The 18,719-nt window shown below is 65.7% G+C and carries 19 protein-coding genes and 1 tRNA gene; 7 read left to right on the top strand and 13 right to left on the bottom strand.

Going from position 1 to position 18,719, the window contains the following annotated elements; genetic code table 11:
• Position 1: 1 nt before the first annotated feature.
• Entirely contained in the window at positions 2-1,156 is a 1,155-nt protein-coding gene (locus KF796_10835) for a DUF1501 domain-containing protein (GenBank protein MBX3587129.1), read from the top strand.
• 14 nt (positions 1,157-1,170) lie between these two features.
• Here the strand turns inward: KF796_10835 and KF796_10830 are convergent, their stop codons facing one another.
• A complete protein-coding gene (locus KF796_10830) occupies positions 1,171-1,827 on the bottom strand; it encodes an OmpA family protein (protein MBX3587128.1) in 657 nt (218 codons plus the stop codon).
• Between the two features lie 147 nt (positions 1,828-1,974).
• Positions 1,975-2,418, bottom strand: a complete 444-nt coding sequence (locus tag KF796_10825) for a winged helix-turn-helix transcriptional regulator (protein MBX3587127.1) — start codon at positions 2,416-2,418, stop codon at positions 1,975-1,977.
• Between the two features lie 102 nt (positions 2,419-2,520).
• Here KF796_10825 and KF796_10820 point away from each other — a divergent pair, with 102 nt between their 5' ends.
• The 6 genes from KF796_10820 to KF796_10795 all read left to right on the top strand — a co-directional run bounded on the left by KF796_10820 (position 2,521) and on the right by KF796_10795 (position 8,608).
• Positions 2,521-3,714 (top strand): 3-hydroxybenzoate 6-monooxygenase, encoded by a 1,194-nt coding sequence (locus KF796_10820; GenBank protein ID MBX3587126.1) that lies wholly within the window; start codon positions 2,521-2,523, stop codon positions 3,712-3,714.
• A gap of 23 nt (positions 3,715-3,737) precedes the next feature.
• On the top strand, positions 3,738-5,087 hold the full coding sequence (locus tag KF796_10815; GenBank protein ID MBX3587125.1) for an FAD-dependent oxidoreductase: 1,350 nt from the start codon (positions 3,738-3,740) through the stop codon (positions 5,085-5,087).
• A gap of 18 nt (positions 5,088-5,105) precedes the next feature.
• On the top strand, positions 5,106-6,161 hold the full coding sequence (gene gtdA, locus KF796_10810; protein MBX3587124.1) for a gentisate 1,2-dioxygenase: 1,056 nt from the start codon (positions 5,106-5,108) through the stop codon (positions 6,159-6,161).
• Positions 6,158-6,859, top strand: coding sequence for a fumarylacetoacetate hydrolase family protein (locus KF796_10805; GenBank protein MBX3587123.1), 702 nt, complete (start codon positions 6,158-6,160; stop codon positions 6,857-6,859). Before gtdA ends, KF796_10805 begins: the two co-directional genes overlap by 4 nt.
• A gap of 91 nt (positions 6,860-6,950) precedes the next feature.
• Positions 6,951-7,994: a TRAP transporter substrate-binding protein gene (locus tag KF796_10800; protein MBX3587122.1), complete on the top strand. Its 1,044-nt coding sequence runs from the start codon at positions 6,951-6,953 to the stop codon at positions 7,992-7,994.
• Positions 7,995-8,059: 65 nt separating this feature from the next.
• Entirely contained in the window at positions 8,060-8,608 is a 549-nt protein-coding gene (locus tag KF796_10795; GenBank protein ID MBX3587121.1) for an NUDIX hydrolase, read from the top strand.
• 24 nt (positions 8,609-8,632) lie between these two features.
• Here KF796_10795 and KF796_10790 read toward each other — a convergent pair whose 3' ends face one another.
• The 11 genes from KF796_10790 to infC all read right to left on the bottom strand — a co-directional run bounded on the left by KF796_10790 (position 8,633) and on the right by infC (position 18,706).
• Positions 8,633-10,576, bottom strand: coding sequence for a serine/threonine protein kinase (locus KF796_10790; protein MBX3587120.1), 1,944 nt, complete (start codon positions 10,574-10,576; stop codon positions 8,633-8,635).
• A gap of 59 nt (positions 10,577-10,635) precedes the next feature.
• The gene (locus KF796_10785; protein MBX3587119.1) at positions 10,636-11,757 is read right to left on the bottom strand and encodes an FHA domain-containing protein; all 1,122 of its coding nucleotides are present in this window, start codon (positions 11,755-11,757) and stop codon (positions 10,636-10,638) included.
• 20 nt (positions 11,758-11,777) lie between these two features.
• Positions 11,778-12,671, bottom strand: coding sequence for an adenylate/guanylate cyclase domain-containing protein (locus KF796_10780; GenBank protein ID MBX3587118.1), 894 nt, complete (start codon positions 12,669-12,671; stop codon positions 11,778-11,780).
• A 135-nt stretch (positions 12,672-12,806) separates the two neighbouring features.
• Positions 12,807-12,883: transfer RNA gene (locus KF796_10775), tRNA-Pro, on the bottom strand.
• Positions 12,884-12,941: 58 nt separating this feature from the next.
• Positions 12,942-13,391, bottom strand: a complete 450-nt coding sequence (locus KF796_10770; protein MBX3587117.1) for a MerR family transcriptional regulator — start codon at positions 13,389-13,391, stop codon at positions 12,942-12,944.
• 98 nt (positions 13,392-13,489) lie between these two features.
• Positions 13,490-13,819 (bottom strand): integration host factor subunit alpha, encoded by a 330-nt coding sequence (locus KF796_10765; protein ID MBX3587116.1) that lies wholly within the window; start codon positions 13,817-13,819, stop codon positions 13,490-13,492.
• A 38-nt stretch (positions 13,820-13,857) separates the two neighbouring features.
• Positions 13,858-16,275, bottom strand: coding sequence for a phenylalanine--tRNA ligase subunit beta (gene pheT / locus KF796_10760; GenBank protein MBX3587115.1), 2,418 nt, complete (start codon positions 16,273-16,275; stop codon positions 13,858-13,860).
• Between the two features lie 20 nt (positions 16,276-16,295).
• Positions 16,296-17,333: a phenylalanine--tRNA ligase subunit alpha gene (gene pheS / locus KF796_10755; protein MBX3587114.1), complete on the bottom strand. Its 1,038-nt coding sequence runs from the start codon at positions 17,331-17,333 to the stop codon at positions 16,296-16,298.
• A 100-nt stretch (positions 17,334-17,433) separates the two neighbouring features.
• The gene (rplT, locus tag KF796_10750; GenBank protein ID MBX3587113.1) at positions 17,434-17,793 is read right to left on the bottom strand and encodes a 50S ribosomal protein L20; all 360 of its coding nucleotides are present in this window, start codon (positions 17,791-17,793) and stop codon (positions 17,434-17,436) included.
• 26 nt (positions 17,794-17,819) lie between these two features.
• Positions 17,820-18,023, bottom strand: a complete 204-nt coding sequence (gene rpmI / locus KF796_10745; protein ID MBX3587112.1) for a 50S ribosomal protein L35 — start codon at positions 18,021-18,023, stop codon at positions 17,820-17,822.
• Between the two features lie 140 nt (positions 18,024-18,163).
• Positions 18,164-18,706: a translation initiation factor IF-3 gene (infC, locus tag KF796_10740; GenBank protein ID MBX3587111.1), complete on the bottom strand. Its 543-nt coding sequence runs from the start codon at positions 18,704-18,706 to the stop codon at positions 18,164-18,166.
• Between the last annotated feature and the right edge of the window lie 13 nt (positions 18,707-18,719).

Genomic DNA, 18,719 nt, shown 5'->3' with positions numbered 1-18,719 from the left:
CATGTCCCCAGCCTTGCCCAACCGCCGCCATGTCCTCCAGTGGGCCGCCGCGGGCGCCTGCCTCATGGTCGCGCCGCGCCTGCTGCTGGCCAAGGCCGCGACCGAGCGCCGCTTTGTGTTCGTGATCCAGCGCGGCGCCGCGGACGGCCTGAACACGGTCATCCCCTACGCCGACCCGGCCTATGCACGGCTGCGCGGCGCGCTCGCCATCGACCCGTCGGCCGCCACCCGGCTGGACGGCCTGTTCGCACTGCACCCCGCGCTGGTGGAAACAGCCAGGCTGTACGCGGCCAAGGAGGCGTTGTTCGTCCAGGCCGTGGCCTCGCCCTACCGGGACCGCTCGCACTTCGACGGCCAGAACGTGCTGGAGACCGGCGGATCGGTGCCCTATGAAATGAAGGATGGCTGGCTCAATCGCCTGATCGGGCTGCTGCCCAAGGGCCATGGCGAGGCCATTGCCGTGACGCCCATGGTGCCGCTCGCGCTGCGCGGCCGGGCCGAGGTGAGTTCCTACGCGCCATCGGCCTTGCGCCAGGCGCCCGACGACCTGCTGGAGCGGGTGCAGCAACTGTATGCGCAGGACGCCCAGCTTCACGCCATGTGGGCTGCGGCCATGGAGGCGCGCGGCATGGCCGGCGGCGCCACGCGGCAAAACCCTGCCGAACTGGGCCAGCTTGCAGCGCGTTTTCTCTCGCAGCCGGCCGGCCCGCGCATCGCCATGCTCGAAACCAATGGCTGGGACACGCACAGCGCGCAGAACCCGCGGCTGGCCAACCAGCTCAAGTCACTGGATGCGCTGATTGCGGCGCTGCGCGAGGGTCTGGGGGATGCCTGGGCCCACACCACGGTGCTGGTGGCCACGGAGTTCGGCCGCACGGTGGCCGCCAACGGCACCGGGGGCACCGACCATGGCACGGCGTCGGTGGCCATGCTGCTGGGCGGCTCGGTTCAGGGGGGGCGCGTGCTGGGTGACTGGCCTGGCCTGGAGCCGGGCGCGCTCTACCAGGGGCGTGACCTGCAGGCCACCACCGGGCTGGACGCACTCATTGCCTCAGCGGCCGGTGAGTGCTTCGGGCTGGAGCCCCAGCGGGTCGCCAGGGCGGTGTTCCCGCAGGTGCCCACTGCGCGGGCCCTGCCGCAACTGCTGCGCGGCTGAAGCCCGCGAACCGCCTAGCGGGAAGCGATCGGGCGCTCAGCCAGGTAGATTTCCACGCGCCGGTTGCGGGCACGACCGGCCTCGGTGCTGTTGTCGGCGATCGGCTCATGCTCCCCGCGGCCATTGATCATCACGCGCTGCGGGTCCACGCCGCGCGCGGCCAGGTAGTCGCGCGCACTGGCGGCGCGCTGCAGCGACAGCGGGTCATTGACCGAGTCGGGGCCCGTGCTGTCGGTGTGGCCGATGATGCGGATCTCGGTGTTGGGCTGGGAGCCCAGTCCATTGGCAAACTGGTCGAGCACGGGCTGCAGGCTGGGCTTGATGTCGGCGCGGCCCGTGTCGAACGAAATGTCGCTGGGGATGTTGAGCTTGAGCTGGTTGTCGGCGGTCTGCGTCACGGCCACGCCGGTGCCGGCCGTGGCGCGCTCCATGGCAGCCTTTTTGTCCTGCATGTGCTTGGACCACACATAGCCCCCGAGCGCGCCCAGACCGGCCCCGATGGCCGCCCCCTGGGTGTTGCCGCCAATGGCGGCGCCGGCCACGGCACCCACGCCAGCCCCCACGGCCGTGCCCTTCTGGTTGGGCGTCATGTCGGCGCAGGCCGCGAGCAACACGGCTGCCGAAAGGGTGGTGAGCGCAAGGGTGCGGCGGGCGAGATGGATGGTTTTCATGGGAGGCTCCTGTCTGTGAAGGTATCTCCTCATTGCAGCACCCGCCGCCTGGCTGTGCATCCGGCGGGCCGCTGATAGCGGCGTAGGACAGAGCCGACAGCTGCCTCAGCCCCGCCCGCCAGGCGGCCGTGGGCCCGGCGCGCGGGCTCAGGCCCCGGCGTCTTCGTGCCCCGCCACCAACTTGCCCAGCAATTGCACCAGCTGGGCACGCTCGGCGTCGTCCAGCGGACCCACGATGCGCGACTGCGCCCGGGCCACGGCACGTTTCATGCGCAGCGCCATGGATTCGCCCTCGGGGGTGACCCACAGCAGCTTGCGCCGCCGGTCGCCCGGATCGGCCTCGCGCCGCACCAGGCCCTTGGCCTCGAGGCGACTGATCACCGAACCCGATGTGGCGGCGTCAAATGCCACCCGCCCGGCCAGCGTGACCTGGTCTTCCCCCGGGTCGTCAATCAGTGCATTGAGGATGGCAAACTGGACCGGGGTCATGTCGAACTCGCCGGTTTCCTCCATGAAGATCGCCACGGCCAACTGGTGCGCGCGCCGGATCAGGTGCCCCGGCGCATGCTGGAAGTCAAAGCTTTTTGCCATGGTCGCGAGTGTAGCGATTGCCACCCGCCGCAAAAGGCGCGGACGCCGGCCCAAATGGTATGTATACTTATCAATAAACCAGCGCAACGACGGAGACAAGACATGGCGCAGACGCTTCCCATCCTGATCGCCGGCGGCGGCATTGGTGGCCTTGCCGCGGCCTGCGTGCTGGCGCGCGACGGCCATGCGGTGACCGTGCTGGAGCAGGCCTCGACGTTCGGCGAGATCGGCGCGGGCATCCAGCTGGGGCCCAACATCTTCCGCATGTTTGATCACCTGGGCCTGACCGAGGCCGTCTCGCGGGTGGCCTATTTCCCCCCCGGGCTGGGCATGAACGACGTGCGCACGGGCGAACGGGTGGTCCGGGTGCCGCTGGGCGACGTGGCGCGCGCCGCCTACGGTTTTCCATATGGCGTGATCTACCGCGCCGACCTGCACCAGGTGTTTCTGGACGCCTGCGCCGCCCTGCCCCAGGTCACGCTGCGCACCGGCAGCAAGGTCGAGTCGTTCACGCAAACCGCGTCGCAGGTGCGCATCACGCTGCAAGGCGGCGAGGTCCTTGAGGGCACGGCCCTGGTCGGCGCCGATGGCATGTGGAGCCGCGTGCGAGAAGCCGTGGTGGGCGACGGCAAGCCCCGCGTCTCGGGCCACATCGCCTACCGCGCCGTGCTCCGGCGCGAGGACGTGCCAGCCCATCTGTGGAGCGACGACGTGCTGCTGTGGGGCGGCGAAAAAACCCATCTGGTGCACTACCCCTTGCGCCGGGGCGAGCTGTTCAACCTGGTGGCGGTGTTCCACAGCAACAAGTACGACGAGGGCTGGAACACCTTTGGCGACACGGCCGAGCTCAATGAACGGTTTGCCGGGGCCGTGCCCCAGGTGCGCGAGCTGCTGGGCAAGATCGAGACCTGGAAGATGTGGGTGCTGTGCGACCGCGAACCCGTGAAGAACTGGACCGACCGGCGCGTCACCCTGCTGGGCGATGCCGCCCACCCCATGCTGCAGTACCTGGCGCAGGGGGCCGGCCAGGCCATTGAAGACGCCGTGGTGCTGCGCGAAGCACTGCGCCACACGCGTGGCGATGTGCCGGCCGCGTTTCAGGCCTACCAGCAGGCGCGCTACCTGCGCACGGGCCGGGTCCAGCTGACGGCACGTTTTTACGGCGACATCTACCATGCGTCGGGTGTGCAGCGCGAGCTGCGCAACCAGATGTTCCAAAGCGGCACCGAGTCGGCCGGTTTTGCCGGCCTCAAATGGATGTACGACGGCATTGACCTGGCCCAACTGTTTGCCTGAAAGAATCACCCATGCCCATGCCCATGTCCCTGACCCCCACCCTGACCGAGCCCAGCCGAGAAACCCCTGTCTTTGGCGAGTACGACGTGGTCGTTCTGGGCGGCGGCCCGGCCGGCATGGCGGCGGCCGTGGCGGCGGCGCGCGCCGGCCGCTCCACCCTGCTGATCGAGCGCTATGGCTTTCTGGGCGGCATGGGCACGGCCGCGGGCGTAACCAACTTCTGTGGCCTGCATGCCAATGTGCATGGCGACATCCGCCAGGTGGTGCATGGCGTGGCCGACGACCTGCTGGCCCGCATTGACCGGCTGGGCGGCCTGAACGCGCCGCACAACCTGTTTGGCAAGACGGTGGCGCAGGCCTATGACACGGCGGCCTACAAGATCGCCGCCGACGACCTGCTGCTGTCGGCCGGGGTGCAGGTGCTGTTCCACGCGCTCGCGGCGGGGGTGGTCATGGCCTCGCCCCGCCAGGTGCAGGCGCTGCTGGTGGAAACCAAGTCGGGGCGCCTGGCCGTGATCGGCCGCAGCTTCATCGACTGCTCGGGCGACGGCGACCTGGCCGCTTGGGCCGGTGCCCCGTATGAAAAAGGCGATGGCGCGGGCAACATGCTGTACCCGTCCACCATGTTCCGCATCAACGGCATCGACCCGGCACGGGCCGGCGAAGCCTGGAAGACCATCCCCGAGCTGATGCTCCAGGCCGAGGCGGCGGGCCGCTACCGGTTCCCGCGCAAGACGCCCATCATCCGGCCGCAAAAGAGCGGCATCGAGTGGCGCGTCAACCTGACCCAGCTGGCCAATGCCCAAGGCAACGCCATGGACGGTACCAGCGCCACGGAGCTCAGCGAGGCCGAGATGCTGGGCCGGCGGCAGATCGCCAGCGTGGCCGGCTTCCTGCGGGAAGTGCCTGGCTTTGAGCAGTCGTACATCGTGGACATTGCCCCCCAGGTCGGCATCCGTGAAACCCGGCGGGTGACCGGGCACTACCTGCTGACCGAGTCCGACGTGCTGGACTGCGCGAGTTTTGACGACACCATCGGCGTCAACGGCTGGCCGCTGGAGCTGCACCTGAAGGGCGACGTGGAATTCCGCTGGCCCCGGATTCCCGAGAGCCGGGGTTTCAACCACCTGCCCTACCGCATGACGGTGCCACAGGGCCTGGACAACCTCTGGGTGGCCGGGCGCTGCGCCTCCATGAGCCACGAAGCCCAATCGGCCGCGCGCGTGACCGGCGCCTGCTTTGTGATGGGCCAGGCGGCCGGCACCGCAGCCGACCTGGCGCTGGGCACGGGATGCGCAGCCGCCGAGGTTGCCACCGGGGCCCTGCAAGCCCGGTTGACCGCCGGTGGCGCCTACCTTGGCACCAACTGGTAGCCCGACAAGGAGTCCCGCATGAATGCCCCGCTGAACACCACCGCGCTGCGCGAGCAGCTGTACAAGGACATGTCGCCCCTGAACCTGACCCCGCTGTGGGAGGTGTTGCATGCCCTGGTACCCCCACAGCCCGCGTCCCCCTGCGTTCCCGCGCTATGGAAATATGAGCAGGTCAGGCCCTTCCTGATGCGATCTGGCGAGGCCATCACCGCCGAGGAAGCGGTAAGGCGCGTGCTGATCCTCGAGAACCCGGCGCTGCGCGGACAGTCGGCCGTCACGCAGTCGCTGTACGCGGGCCTGCAGCTGATCCTGCCGGGCGAGGTGGCGCCCAGCCACCGCCACACGCAAAGCGCACTGCGCTTCATCGTGGAGGGCCAGGGCGCCTACACCGCGGTGGATGGCGAGCGCACCACCATGCACCCGGGCGACTTCATCATCACGCCGAGCTGGACCTGGCACGACCATGGCTCCGAAGCCCAGGGGCCCGTGGTCTGGCTCGACGGCCTGGACATCCCGATGCTGCGCTTTTTCGACGCCGGCTTCGCCGAGAACGGGGACGCCAGATCGCAGGCCGTCTCGCGCGCCGAGGGGGCCAGCTTTGCCCGCTATGGCCACAACATGGCGCCAGTGCGCCACGATGCGCCTTTTGGCGCGACGTCGCCGATTTTCAGCTACCCCTATGCGCGCAGCCGCGAGGCCCTGGACACGCTGGAGCGCGACGCGCCGGTTGACCCGTGGGACGGCGTGAAGCTGCGCTACGTGAACCCGCAGACCGGCGGCTCGCCGATGCCGACCATGGCCACATTCATGCAGAAGCTGCCCGCCGGCTTTGCAGGCCAGGGCTGGCGCCAGACCGACGGCGCGGTCTACAGCGTGGTGGACGGCCAGGGCGAGGTGGACATCGAGCACGCCGGTGCCCACCATACCTTCGCATTTGGCCCGCGCGACCATTTCGTGATCCCGTCATGGCACACTGCCCGCCTGCGTTCAGCCGGTGGTTGCGTGCTGTTCAGTTACTCCGACCGCCCGGTGCACCAGGCACTGGGCATTCACAAAGAAGAAAGGCTGTCATGAGCTACGTTTTCAATCCCGCGCCCGTTGCGTCCGTGCCCGTGGTGGGCAAGACGGAACGGTTCCCGGTGCACCGCATCTACTGCGTGGGCCGCAACTACGAGGAACACGCCAAGGAAATGGGCTTCACCGGCCGCGAACCGCCCTTTTTCTTCCTCAAGCCCGCGGATGCCATCGTCGCCGTCAACGCGGGCGAGACCGGCAGCATGGCCTACCCCAGCCTCACCAGCAACCTGCACCATGAGATTGAACTGGTGGTGGCCATTGGCACCGGCGGAAAGAACATCAAGGCCGCCGACGCGCACAAGCACATCTTTGGCTATGCCGTGGGCCTGGACATGACCCGCCGCGACCTGCAGAACGAAATGAAGAAGCAGGGCCGGCCCTGGTGCATCGGCAAGGCCTTTGAACAGTCGGCGCCCATCGGGCCCATCACGCCCGCCGCGCAGGCCGGCGATGTGGCGAATGCAGAGATCTACGTGCAGGTCAACGGCCAGGACCGCCAGCGCAGCCAGGTGTCCAAGCTGATCTGGAACATCGGCGAGACCATCGAGCACCTGTCGGCCGCGTGGGAACTGCAGCCTGGCGACCTGATCTACACGGGCACCCCCGAGGGCGTGGCCGCGGTGGTGGCTGGCGACACGCTGGTGGGTGGCGTGGCCGGCCTGCAGACCTTGACCGTTCGCATCACGCCGGCCTGAGCGGGCAGCCCCGCTCCATTGCGGGAAAGCCCCAAAAGACAGGCATTGATTAATATATTAAGTTATCGGCATCACTCATTCGGAGATCTCCATGATCCAACGTCGCACTCTTCTCAAGACCTCGGCCGCCGTGGCTCTGGGCGCCCCGGGCCTCAGCGGGCTGGCGCAGCAGTCGGTCACCCTCAAGTTCCACACCTTCATGGCCCCGTTGTCCAACGTGTGGCTGTCGATGCACAAGCCCTGGATGGACAAGGTCGAGAAGGAGTCCGGCGGCCGCATCAAGTTCGAGGCCTACCCTGCCATGCAGTTGGGCGGCAGCCCGGCGCAGCTGTATGACCAGGCCAAGGATGGCGTGGTCGACATCGTCTGGACCCTGCCGGGCAACACGGCGGGCCGCTTCCCGCGCATCGAGGCCTTCGAGCTGCCGTTCATGATGAACAACGCCGAAGCGACCTCCAAGGCCTATTGGGAGTACACCCAGACCATGGCCCCGGACGAGTTCAAGGACACCCATGTCATTGCACTTCACGTGCATGGCCCCGGCATGTTCCATTCCAAGGACAAGCTGATCAAGACGCCGGCCGACCTCAAGGGCATGAAAGTGCGTGGCCCGACCCGCCAGGTCACCAAGATGCTGGCATCGGTGGGTGCCACGCCGGTCGGCATGCCGCTGCCCGCGATCACCGACGCGCTGTCCAAGGGCACGATCGAAGCCTGCGTGATCCCCTGGGAAGTGGTGCCGTCGATCAAGGTCAACGAGCTGTGCAAGTTTCACAGCGAATTCCCGGCCAACGAGCCGGCGCTGTACACCACCACCTTCGTGATGGCCATGAACAAGCCCAAGTACGAGTCGCTGGCCCCTGACCTCAAAAAGGTCATCGACAACAACTCCGGCATGGCCACCTCGGCCTGGCTGGGCAAGGTGCAGCAGAGCAACGACCCGAACGGCCGCAAGAGCGCCTCGGACCGCGGCAACACCATCTACCAGATCACGCCGGCCGATTCCGCGGAATTCCGCAAGCTGTCCAGCCGCATCGACGAGGAGTGGGTGGCCGACATGAACAAGCGCAATTTCGACGGCAAGAAGCTGCTCGAAACCGCCAAAGCCCTGATTGCCAAGCACGGCAAAGCCTGATTGCGGCACGCGACTTCGAAGGGCTCCCGCGGGAGCCCTTTTTTGTTTCACCTTAAACTGCCTGCATGCTTCGCAGCCCCATCAAACACTGCAAGAACTGCGGCACGGCCGTCGGTTACCGGGTTCCCGACGACGGCGACACCAAACCCCGCGCCGTCTGCCCCTCCTGCCACACCATTCACTACGAGAACCCGCTGAACGTGGTGGGCACCGTGCCCGTGTGGGACAACAAGGTGCTGTTGTGCAAGCGCAATATTGAACCCCGCTGGGGCAAATGGACCCTGCCGGCGGGCTTCATGGAACTGGATGAAACCACGGCGCAAGGCGCGGCGCGCGAGACCGACGAGGAAGCCGGTGCCCGGTTCGAACTCGAGGGCCTGTTCACCGTCCTGAATGTGCCGCGCGTCGGGCAGGTTCACATGTTTTACCGGGCCCGCCTGCTCAGCGACCAGTTCGCGCCCGGCCATGAAACGATCGAGGCGCGCCTGTTTGCCGAGGACGAGATTCCGTGGGAAGAGATCGCGTTCCGGACGGTGCGCGAAACGCTGATCTGCTACTTTGCCGATCGCCGCAAGGGCGGCGATTTTCCGGTGCACGACATCGACGTGGTCTGACCCGAGACGGACGGCGCTCACCGCTCAGTTGCGGATCTTGCTGTCCTCGCGCATCTTGGCTTCCGCGCGGCGCTGGACGCACACCGGGTGGTTCAAAAAGGCCGGAATGTCGCACTGCTCCTTCAGGCAGAACTCGCGCGCCAGGAAGATTCGGTCCTTGCAGGCGTCATTCGGGCTTGCGTTGCGCTGGGGCGTGGGCGTTGTGGGCGTGGCGAGCTTGGCCTGGGTTTCTCGGACCGGGGCGGAAGCCGGTTGCACCGGCGCGGGCGCCACGACCACGGGCGCAGGCGCCGAAGCCGGCTTGGCCACGCGAACCGGATTGGCCACATGCACGGGCTTGGGCGCTGGTTTGGCTGCAACGGCAGGTTCACTCGCCGTGGCCGTCGCTGTCGCCGCAACAGGCGCCGAAGCGGCAGCCGCGTGGGGGGTGGAAGCGCCGTCCTGGGGCGCGGACGCCGCAGCCAACGGCCCGGCCATGGCCTCGGGCGGTGGCCCGGCTTCGCGGGTCATGAAATAGGCCAATGCACCCGCCACGGCCAAGGCCGCGACACCTCCCAGCATCAGCACGGCAGGCTTGCCTGCTTTTGCCGGCGCGGACGGTGCGGCCGCAGCAACCGGGGCCGTGGCAGGGATGGGTGAAGCAGCCTGGGGCGCTGGTGGCGCTTCAGGCGCCGCAGCGGCGGCATCTGCGCCACGCGGCTCCACGAGCGTCCGCGTGAAGCCCTCGGCTGACGGCGCAGCGGCGGGAGGTGGCGGCTCGGGCAGCAAACGGGTCGCGTCCATGTCCGGGTCGGACAACGGGACACCCGGTGCGGTGACGCCCGCGAGCACCGTCTGGTCGGGCGACGAAACCGTGCGCAGCCGGCTCAAACGCTTGCGCGCCAGTTCGCCGTAAATGCCCGAGGGAAACTTGGCGAGAAACACCTCGATCTCTTCGGGATCGGTGGAGTCCTTGATGTCCTTCCAGTAGACCAGCTCCAGCTCCTGAGTCACCGTGGCCGCGGAGCCGCTGGTGCCCGAAGTGGCCGACGTGCCGGAGGTGGCAGCACTCCCGACGGTGCCCCGGGAGCCCGTGGCGCCCGCACGTTCATCCGCGGGCTTCTTGAACGGGTCCGCCGGCGGCACCACCGTGGCGTCTTCGGCCCGGCGGATGGCGGATTGCAGGGCCACGGCGAAGTCCCGGGCGGTGGCGAAGCGCTCCTCGCGGTCCTTGGCGAGGGCTCGCGCCACCACGGCATCTATCGCGGCGGGCAACCGCCCGTTGTAGGCACTGGGCGGCTGAGGCGTGTGGCCAATGATCTGGTGAATGATCGAGAAATCGTTGTCCCCGTCAAAGGGGCGCTTGTCGGTGAGCAGTTGGTACAGCACCACGCCAACCGAGAACAGGTCGGCGCGCGAGTCGATCTTCTGGCCCTGAACCTGCTCGGGTGACATGTACTTGAGCGTGCCCACCATGCTGCCCTGGGTGCGCGTGGCTTCGCCGGAATCCTGGATGCGGGCCACGCCGAAATCGGTCAGCTTGACCCGGCCGCCCGGCTCGAGCAGCAGGTTGGCGGGCTTGATGTCCCGGTGCACGATGCCCTGCTTGTGGGCATAGTCGAGCGCCGAAAGCAGGTCGCGGATGATCTTGAGGGACTGCTCGAGCGAATACCGAACGCCGTGATCAATGTGGTGCTTGAGATCGTCGCCCTGAATGAACTCCATGACCAGGAAAGCGATGTCGCCGTCGCGATCCGAGTCGTAGACGCTGACGATGTTGGGATGCTGCAGCCGCGCGGCCGATCGTGCCTCGGTCCGGAAGCGGGCCTCGTATTCCGCCGCGGCGGCTTCGGACAGGTTCTCGACCTTGACGGTCTTGATGGCGACGCGCCGGTCCAGATTCGGGTCGCGGCCTTCGTAGACAATGCCCATCGCGCCTTTGCCAAGCACGCGGATCAGATCGTATCGGCCAAGCTTCTTGAGACTCACGGCGGGTGCGTTCGGGATGGTCGGGGAAAAACCATTCTAACTGCCGCCGTGTGACAGGCCTATCGCGGCCGGGTGGCGCGCTCGCGCTGCAGCCGCTGGGTTTCCCGCAGGTACGCGTCGGCGAAAAAACGGTCAAACAGCCGTTGCAGCCAGGCCCCCATGTCAGCGCCCTGCTGCTCATGATGCCGGACATACGCCTCCCACAAGCGGGCGCTTTCGAAGAGCCGCGGACCGCCCGACAGGACCTTCTTCAGGGCCGCGGGTGACAGTTCACGCAGCGCGCCCTCCACCACGGCGCGCGCGCCGACGCCCGCGGCAATGTCGTGGGCCTGCAGTTCGGACACCAGTTCCGCGAGTGCCCGCTGGGGCGCGATAAAGCCCGCCGTGGCGCTGCGACCACCTGCCAGATAACGCAGGCGAACGTCCAGCGGCCAGTCGGCCTTCAGCGGGTTGTTGTTTTTCACCGCCATCATGGTCCGATCCTCGGCGTTGAGTTCGCGTTTGAGATCGGCGCGTGTCTCATGCAGATCGAGCAGCGCGGTGATGGCAAGTCGCACCACCTTGCCAAGGTCCTCCAGTTCGCCGTGACTCAAGGGACCGACCGTGGAAGGGTCCAGGCCCAGCCCGCGGAAGAACCCCGACAGATCGGTGGCGCCCTGCCCCGGCTGGCCCGGGCTCAGGCCGCGACCCGCCCGCGAACCCGGTCCCATGGTGGATTCGAAACCCCAGTCACCAAAGGGGTCCTCGTCAGGGTCAGTCACCGGCATTTGCGCAACGGTGGGCCGGAACGCAGGTTCGAGCATGGACGGCGAAGCGCCAAAAGCGGAGGCCCCGCGATCCAGAGCAGCCCAGGGGTCTTCATCCACCGGAGCGACCCTCGGCAGGCAGACCAGTCGATAGTCGCCCAGCCTGAGCGCCTGTCCCGCAGGCAGGACCCCCAGGGCACCCGGGGGTGCCACCCCACCGGGCAGTTCCACGCCATTCACCACGGACAGCACGCGGAAATGGAGTTCGTCCCCCACGCACCAGATGGCCAGGTGCCGCCTGGACACATTGCGCCGGGGATCGGGAAGGCAAATGTCGCAGTCGGCGTCGCGGCCCAGGATCACTTCGCCGTGCTCCGGCGCAAGCATCCGCAGGTCGTCAAGTCCGGGGCCGGTGGTGCGAAGTTCAACCGCCATGAACACGCCCCGCGGCCACCTCAGCTCGTGACCGAAAACGAGACGAGTGGCGCGGCCTCGGCATCGCGCTCGCAGCCAAGCGCGATCTGCCCGCTCCCCACCAGATAGCACTCCGTGCGGCGCAGCACCACCGGTTCGCTCTGGTTGCCCATGTAGACCCAGGTGCCGAAACTGGAGGCATCCCCCAGCACAAATTGCCCGCCGCGCCATTCGACCGTGGCATGCACGCGCGAGACGCGTGAATCGTTGAGCGACAGCGAAGCGGTGGTCGCGCGACCAATCGTGATTTTTTCGCCCCTTGCCTTCAGCCCCAGAACCTGGCCGGCGGCCGAGATCTCAAGGTGGGCGTCGCGGGCCACCTTGACCATGGATACCCCCATGATGGTGGCATCAGCATCCCGGTCCTCACGCCAGTCAACGCGAAACACCTCTGTCGCGCCGGTCCTGCCACGCAGGTACATGGGCCCCAGGCTGCGCAATTGCAGTTGCTGCAGCGCCGCGAGCGCGTCGCGCACACGCTGCGTGGTCAGAATCTGGTCGGCTCCAGCCAGGTCAGCGAGCCGGGCCGCGCTGTTCACCGCGTCGCCAAAACAGTCCCCGTCTATTTCGACCACGTCACCAGACTCAACGCCCATCTGCATCTGCACCGGGCCCAGCCCCGGCCCCCCGGGGAAAACCGGCTTGTCCTGCAAGCGCGCCTGAATGGCGATGCAGGCTGCCAGGGCATCGCCCTCGGTGGGAAAGACGACAAACAGGCCATCGCCCAGCAGTTTGACCACGCGCCCGTGGTGTTCTTCAAAAGTCTTGCTGAGGGCGGTGGTGAGTTGCGTGACAAAGCGCGAGGCGGTAGCGTCGCCCAGACGCTCGAAGATTCCGGTACTGCCTACAAGGTCGGCAAAAACAACGGTCGTCACCATGGGGCCAGGTCCAGTGGAGGGAATGTTGGTTGACCGGCAGGTCGCCACCCTGTGCGTATTCTCTCATCCATGAGGAGCGAGCATAAAAGAAAAGGGTCAGCAGGAGCACCCTGCTAACCCTTGAGATCAATTTGGTCGGCGTGAAAGGATTCGAACCTTCGACCCCTTGCACCCCATGCAAGTGCGCTACCAGGCTGCGCTACACGCCGACAAGCCTTGCATTATAGCCCGGCTGATGGGGCCTTCTGGCAAGCGGGGTGGCAAATTTCAGTAGGTTGAGGAAAGGAGTTCGCGGATCTCGAACAATTCACGGCGCACAAGGAGCAGCTTTTGAGACGCGGCGCTGGTGTCTTCATCGCCAATGCTGTCGTCGAAGTCATCAAAGGACGAGTCATCGACTTCGATGACTTCCACGCCTTCGAGCATGACCTCGCCCGCCTTGCGCTTGTCGCGCTCAACCTGAACCAGTTCCTGGAGTTTGTTGCGCGCGCCGCTGATGGTGAAACCCTGGTCATAGAGCAGGTCGCGGATGCGCCGGATCATCAGGACTTCATGGTGCTGGTAGTAGCGGCGGTTGCCGCGCCGCTTCATGGGCCGCAGCTGCGTGAATTCCTGCTCCCAATACCGTAGCACGTGCGGCTTGACGCCGCACAGGTCGCTGACCTCACCAATGGTGAAATAGCGCTTGGCAGGTATGGGTGGGAGGGCTTTCTCCATTGAAATCAATGTTGTACAAGAGAAAGCTCCTAGGTTACTCTAAGAATGCCCCGCGTGCAAAGGCTCAGGAGGCACTCGAGGTGATTTGTGGCGCCAGATCACGATTCCGTGCTGCCATCACCCTGAATCTGCTCCTTGAGCTTGTGGCTGGCATGGAACGTCACCACCCGGCGGGCCCGGATGGGAATGGCCTCCCCGGTACGCGGATTGCGGCCGGGACGCGGTGCCTTGGTCCGGATCTGGAAATTGCCGAAGCCCGATATCTTGACGTCGGCACCGTCCACAAGACTGTCGGCGATCAGGTCAAAAAACGCGTCAATCATGTCCTTGGACTCGCGCTTGTTGAGTCCGATTTGCTCGAACAGCAACTCCGCAAGCTGGGCCTTGGTGAGTGCCGGTGTTTCCAGGCTTTCGACCGCGAATTCCATGGGGTTCTCCATTCTTGTTGTTCTGCTGAATGCCGGATTCAGGCGCGCAAACGCGCACCAAGCTGGCCAGCCGTTTGCGCCACCACCGCATGGACCACGGCGTCAATCTGTTCGTCGGTCAGTGTGGCGTCATCGCTGTGCAGCGTCAAGCGCACAGCCAGGCTCTTCTCGCCTTGCTGCAATCCGGCTCCCGCCTGCTTGGGACGGTAGACATCGAACAGGACGGCATGCCTGAGCAGGCCACCCGTGGGTGTTGAATGCACCGCCGCCATCAATGAAGCATGGGAGATCTTTTCCGGCACGATGACCGCGATATCGCGCGTCACCGACTGGCGCCTGGCCACGGGCTCGAAGCGGGGCAGCCCGATGTCGAGCACGGAGTCCAGGGCCAGCTCGAACAACACGGGGGCGTGCGCCAGGTCATAGCCCTGGCGCCACTTGGGGTGGAGTTCACCGACATGGCCCACGGCCCGCCCGTCCAGCAGGACTCGCGCGCTGCGTCCGGGATGCAGCGCGGGATGGTCTGCCGCTTCAAACGAAGGCTTCAGGGGCGCCAGCAAGGCCTGCAGGTCGCCCTTGACGTCATAGAAATCGACGGCCTCGTCCTTCTGCCCCCACTGCAGCGCGACCCTGGCGCCATAAGCCAGACCTGCCAGCCGCATGGGCTGGTCGAATCCGGCCACCGTGGTGTCGGTGTTCACGCTGGACGGGTCGCGCAGAAACACGCGGCCCATTTCAAATACGCGAACGCGCTCGGCCTTGCGGTCAAGGTTGAATTTGAGCGCCTGGACCAGCGAGCCGACAAGGCTGGAGCGCATCACGCTCATCTGGCTGGCGATGGGATTGAGCAGGCGAATCGGATCGGAGTTGCCCGCCAGTTCCCGCTCCCATCGCTCCTCGACAAAACTGAAGTTGATCGTTTCCTGGTAACCAAGACCTGCGAGCATGCGGCGTACCGCATACGGGCTGCGCCGTCCTTCAGCACGCACCTTGGCCGTGATGGGGGCCCGCGGCGGCGTGGTGGGCAGGTTGTTGTAGCCGACCATGCGCGCGACTTCCTCGATCAGGTCTTCCTCGATCTGGATGTCGAACCGGTAGGCCGGCGGCGTGACCGTGAGCACACCGTCACCTTCCACCACCGGCAGCCCCAGACGCCGCAGGGCATCAGCGCACTGCGCCTGCGCCAGGGGCATGCCAATGACCTTGACGGCCCGGGCGACCCGCAGGGACACGGGTCGCGCCACAGGCATGTTCACCTGGGCATCATCCATGGGGCCCGGCTGGCCGCCACAGATGTCAAGAATCAGTTGCGTGATGCGCTCGATGTGCTGGACCGTCTCATTGGGGTCCACGCCCCGTTCGAAACGGTGACCCGCGTCGGTGGAAAAGTTGTAGCGGCGTGACCTGCCGGCCACCGCTCTGGGCCACCAGAACGCGGCTTCGACATAGACGTTGCGGGTGTCGTCCGACACCGCGGTGGCTTCCCCGCCCATGATCCCGGCCAGCGACTCCACTTGCTGGTCATCGGCGATCACTCCCACGGTCTCGTCCACGGTGATGGTGTTTCCGTTGAGCAATTCCAGTTGCTCACCGGCCCGCCCCCATCGCACGTCCAGACCACCGTGGATCTTGTCGAGGTCAAAGATGTGGCTCGGACGCCCGAGCTCGAACATCACATAGTTGGAGATGTCCACCAGCGGCGTGACGCTGCGCTGGCCACAGCGTGCCAGACGGTCCACCATCCACGGCGGAGTTGCCGCCCGGGGATTGACGCCGCGCACGATGCGCCCCGAAAAGCGCCCGCACAAATCCGGCGCGCTGATCTTGACCGGCAGCGTGTCGGACTGGGTCACCGCGACCGGCGGGAACGAGGGCACCTGAAGCGGCGCGCCGGTCAGGGCCGATACCTCGCGCGCGATCCCGAACACGCTGAGGCAATGGGCCAGATTGGGGGTGAGCTTCAGGGTGAACAGCGTGTCATCCAGCCGCAGGTGCTCGCGAATGTCCTGGCCCAGGGGGGCGTCCGCAGCGAGCTCAAGCAAGCCGCCATGGTCTTCGGAAAGCTGCAGTTCCTGGGCGGAACAGAGCATCCCCTGGCTTTCCACGCCGCGCAGCTTGCCGGTCTTGATGATGAAAGGCTTGCCGTCAGCACCGGGAGGCAACTCGGCGCCGACCAGTGCGCACGGCACCTTGATGCCAACGCGCGCATTGGGCGCGCCGCAGACGATGTTGAGCAGCGCGCCCTGCCCCGCGTCCACCTGGCAAACGCGCAGCCGGTCCGCGTTGGGGTGCTGCACGGCCTCCTTGATTTCGCCCACCACAATTCGGGTGAACGGCGGGGCCACCGGCTTGAGTTCTTCGACCTCAAGACCAGCCATGGTGAGGGTCTCGGCCAACTGCCCGGTGGAGATCGGCGGATTGCAGAATTCGCGCAGCCAGGATTCCGGAAATTGCATGTTCTTGTTCTCGTCTCGGTTTACTGGAACTGGCTCAGGAATCGGATGTCGCCGTCGAAAAACAGGCGCAAATCATTCACGCCGTAGCGCAGCATGGTCAACCGGTCGGGTCCCATGCCAAATGCGAAGCCAATGTATTTCTCGGGGTCCAGTCCCATGTTGCGCACCACGTTGGGGTGAACCTGGCCGGATCCGGCGACCTCGAGCCAGCGGCCCGCGAGCGGCCCTTCCTGGAACTGGATATCGATTTCCGCGCTGGGCTCGGTGAATGGGAAGAAGCTGGGCCGAAAGCGCAGCACCAGATCATCGCTTTCGAAGAAGGTGCGGCAGAAATCCGTGAATACGACCTTGAGGTCCTTGAAGCTCACGTCCTCGCCAATCCACAACCCTTCACACTGGTGAAACATGGGTGAGTGCGTCGCATCGCTGTCCACACGGTAGGTCCGGCCCGGTGCGATCACGCGGATCTCGGGCATGGCTTGCCCTGCATCGATGCGTGCCCGGTACTTCTTGACGTGTTGAACCGCATGGCGGATCTGCATGGGGCTGGTGTGGGTGCGCAACAGGTAGCCGCCTTCCACGTAGAAGGTGTCGTGCATCGAACGCGCCGGATGATCCTCGGGCGTGTTCAACGCCGTGAAGTTGAACCAGTCCGTCTCGATCTCGGGCCCCTGGGCGACTTCGAAGCCCATCGACCCAAAAATGCCCTCAATGCGCTCAAGCGTCAGCGACACGGGGTGAAGCCCGCCACCACCGCGCTGGCGGCCAGGTAGCGTCACATCCAGCGCCTCGGACTTCAGCTGGATTTCGAGCTCCGCGTCCGCAAGCGCCTGGCGACGCGCGTTGAGCGCCGCCTCGATCGCCTGCTTGGCCAGATTGATGGCCGCGCCACGCGTTTTCTTTTCCTCCACGCTCAGGCCCGCCAGGCCCTTCATCAACTCGGTCAGACGGCCGGACTTGCCCAGGAACTGGGCCTTGGCATTCTCGAGGTCATTGGGGGTCGGCGCACTGGCAAAGCTCTGGAGCGCCTGGCCGACGATGGAATCCAGCTCGTTCATACATCTCTTCAAAATGAACAGGGGCTAGTGCTCTTTCAAGCGCTAGCCCCTGTCTCTATTGCGCGAACCGCTATCAGAACGATAGCGGCCTTCGTGAATATCAAGCAGCCAGCTTGGCCTTGACCTGTTCCACGATACCGGCAAAAGCGGCCTTGTCATGCACGGCGATATCCGCCAGCACCTTGCGGTCGATTTCGATACCGGCCTTGCGAATGCCGTTGGCGAACTGGCTGTAGGTCAGGCCACATTCGCGCGCGGCGGCGTTGATACGGGCAATCCACAGCTGACGGAAGACGCGCTTCTTGGCGCGGCGGTCGCGGTAGGCATATTGCCCCGCCTTCATCACCGCTTCTTTGGCGATGCGGAAGACATTGCCGCGGCGGCCGCGGAAACCTTTGGCCAGGGCCAGGACTTTTTTGTGACGGGCGCGTGCCGTTACACCACGTTTGACGCGAGGCATGTGTGTTCTCCTTGTTCGTCAGTTGATCAAATGCCGCTGCCGGGCAACATGGCGGCCATCGACACCATGTTGGTCTCGTGAACTGCCGTGGCACCGCGCAGATGGCGCTTGTTCTTGGTGGTCTTCTTGGTCAGGATGTGACGCTTGAAGGCTTGACCGCGCTTGACGGTGCCACCGGGACGAACGCGAAAACGCTTCTTCGCGCTACTCTTGGTCTTCATTTTGGGCATGTGAATGCTCCTTCTTCTTTGTGCTCGTGAGGCGCTGCGGATCCGTTCCACAGGCTTGTTGGCCCCGAGCCACTAATGTGTGGCGCCTTGCGGCTGTCCACTGAATGCCTGAGGGCGACCAACCCAAAGGCAGTTTCCGGTTACGCCGAAGCGGCTTGCGACGCTTCCTGCGCGGGCTTGGCAGCCACTTTTTTCTTGCCCGGCGCGATCATCATGATCATCTGCCGGCCTTCCAGCTTGGGGAACTGCTCGACGATGATCTGATCTGCCAGCTCATCGCGGATGCGGTTCAGCAATGCCATGCCGATTTCCTGGTGCGTGATCTCGCGGCCCCGAAAGCGCAGCGTGATCTTGCATTTGTCGCCTTCGGCCAGGAAGCGCCGGATGTTGCGCATCTTGATGTTGTAGTCACCATCGTCGGTGCCCGGCCGGAATTTGACTTCCTTGATTTCGATGACCGTCTGCTTGGCTTTCGCTTCCGCCGCCTTCTTCTGCTCCTGGTATTTGAACTTGCCGTAGTCCATCAGGCGGCACACGGGCGGGTTCGCCGTGGCGGCAATTTCAACCAGATCCACATCCAGCTCGCCGGCCATTCGCAACGCTTCCGCGAGGCTCACGATCCCCAGGGGCTCGTTTTCCGGACCCGAGAGGCGGACCTCGGGGGCCATGATTTCACGGTTCAAGCGGTGCTTGCGT

The organism is Ramlibacter sp. (genome assembly GCA_019635435.1).
In the GTDB taxonomy this organism is placed as follows: Bacteria; Pseudomonadota; Gammaproteobacteria; order Burkholderiales; family Burkholderiaceae_C; genus JAHBZM01.
This window is presented reverse-complemented; position numbering and strand designations above follow the sequence as displayed.

Bases quoted from the DNA above. Each gene is read 5' to 3' on its own strand.
- KF796_10835 (MBX3587129.1), top strand. From the start codon at position 2: ATGTCCCCAGCCTTGCCCAACCGCCGCCATGTCCTCCAGTGGGCCGCC.
- KF796_10830 (MBX3587128.1), bottom strand. From the start codon at position 1,827: ATGAAAACCATCCATCTCGCCCGCCGCACCCTTGCGCTCACCACCCTT.
- KF796_10825 (MBX3587127.1), bottom strand. From the start codon at position 2,418: ATGGCAAAAAGCTTTGACTTCCAGCATGCGCCGGGGCACCTGATCCGG.
- KF796_10820 (MBX3587126.1), top strand. From the start codon at position 2,521: ATGGCGCAGACGCTTCCCATCCTGATCGCCGGCGGCGGCATTGGTGGC.
- KF796_10815 (MBX3587125.1), top strand. From the start codon at position 3,738: ATGTCCCTGACCCCCACCCTGACCGAGCCCAGCCGAGAAACCCCTGTC.
- gtdA (MBX3587124.1), top strand. From the start codon at position 5,106: ATGAATGCCCCGCTGAACACCACCGCGCTGCGCGAGCAGCTGTACAAG.
- KF796_10805 (MBX3587123.1), top strand. From the start codon at position 6,158: ATGAGCTACGTTTTCAATCCCGCGCCCGTTGCGTCCGTGCCCGTGGTG.
- KF796_10800 (MBX3587122.1), top strand. From the start codon at position 6,951: ATGATCCAACGTCGCACTCTTCTCAAGACCTCGGCCGCCGTGGCTCTG.
- KF796_10795 (MBX3587121.1), top strand. From the start codon at position 8,060: ATGCTTCGCAGCCCCATCAAACACTGCAAGAACTGCGGCACGGCCGTC.
- KF796_10785 (MBX3587119.1), bottom strand. From the start codon at position 11,757: ATGGCGGTTGAACTTCGCACCACCGGCCCCGGACTTGACGACCTGCGG.
- KF796_10770 (MBX3587117.1), bottom strand. From the start codon at position 13,391: ATGGAGAAAGCCCTCCCACCCATACCTGCCAAGCGCTATTTCACCATT.
- KF796_10765 (MBX3587116.1), bottom strand. From the start codon at position 13,819: ATGGAATTCGCGGTCGAAAGCCTGGAAACACCGGCACTCACCAAGGCC.
- pheT (MBX3587115.1), bottom strand. From the start codon at position 16,275: ATGCAATTTCCGGAATCCTGGCTGCGCGAATTCTGCAATCCGCCGATC.
- pheS (MBX3587114.1), bottom strand. From the start codon at position 17,333: ATGAACGAGCTGGATTCCATCGTCGGCCAGGCGCTCCAGAGCTTTGCC.
- rplT (MBX3587113.1), bottom strand. From the start codon at position 17,793: ATGCCTCGCGTCAAACGTGGTGTAACGGCACGCGCCCGTCACAAAAAA.
- rpmI (MBX3587112.1), bottom strand. From the start codon at position 18,023: ATGCCCAAAATGAAGACCAAGAGTAGCGCGAAGAAGCGTTTTCGCGTT.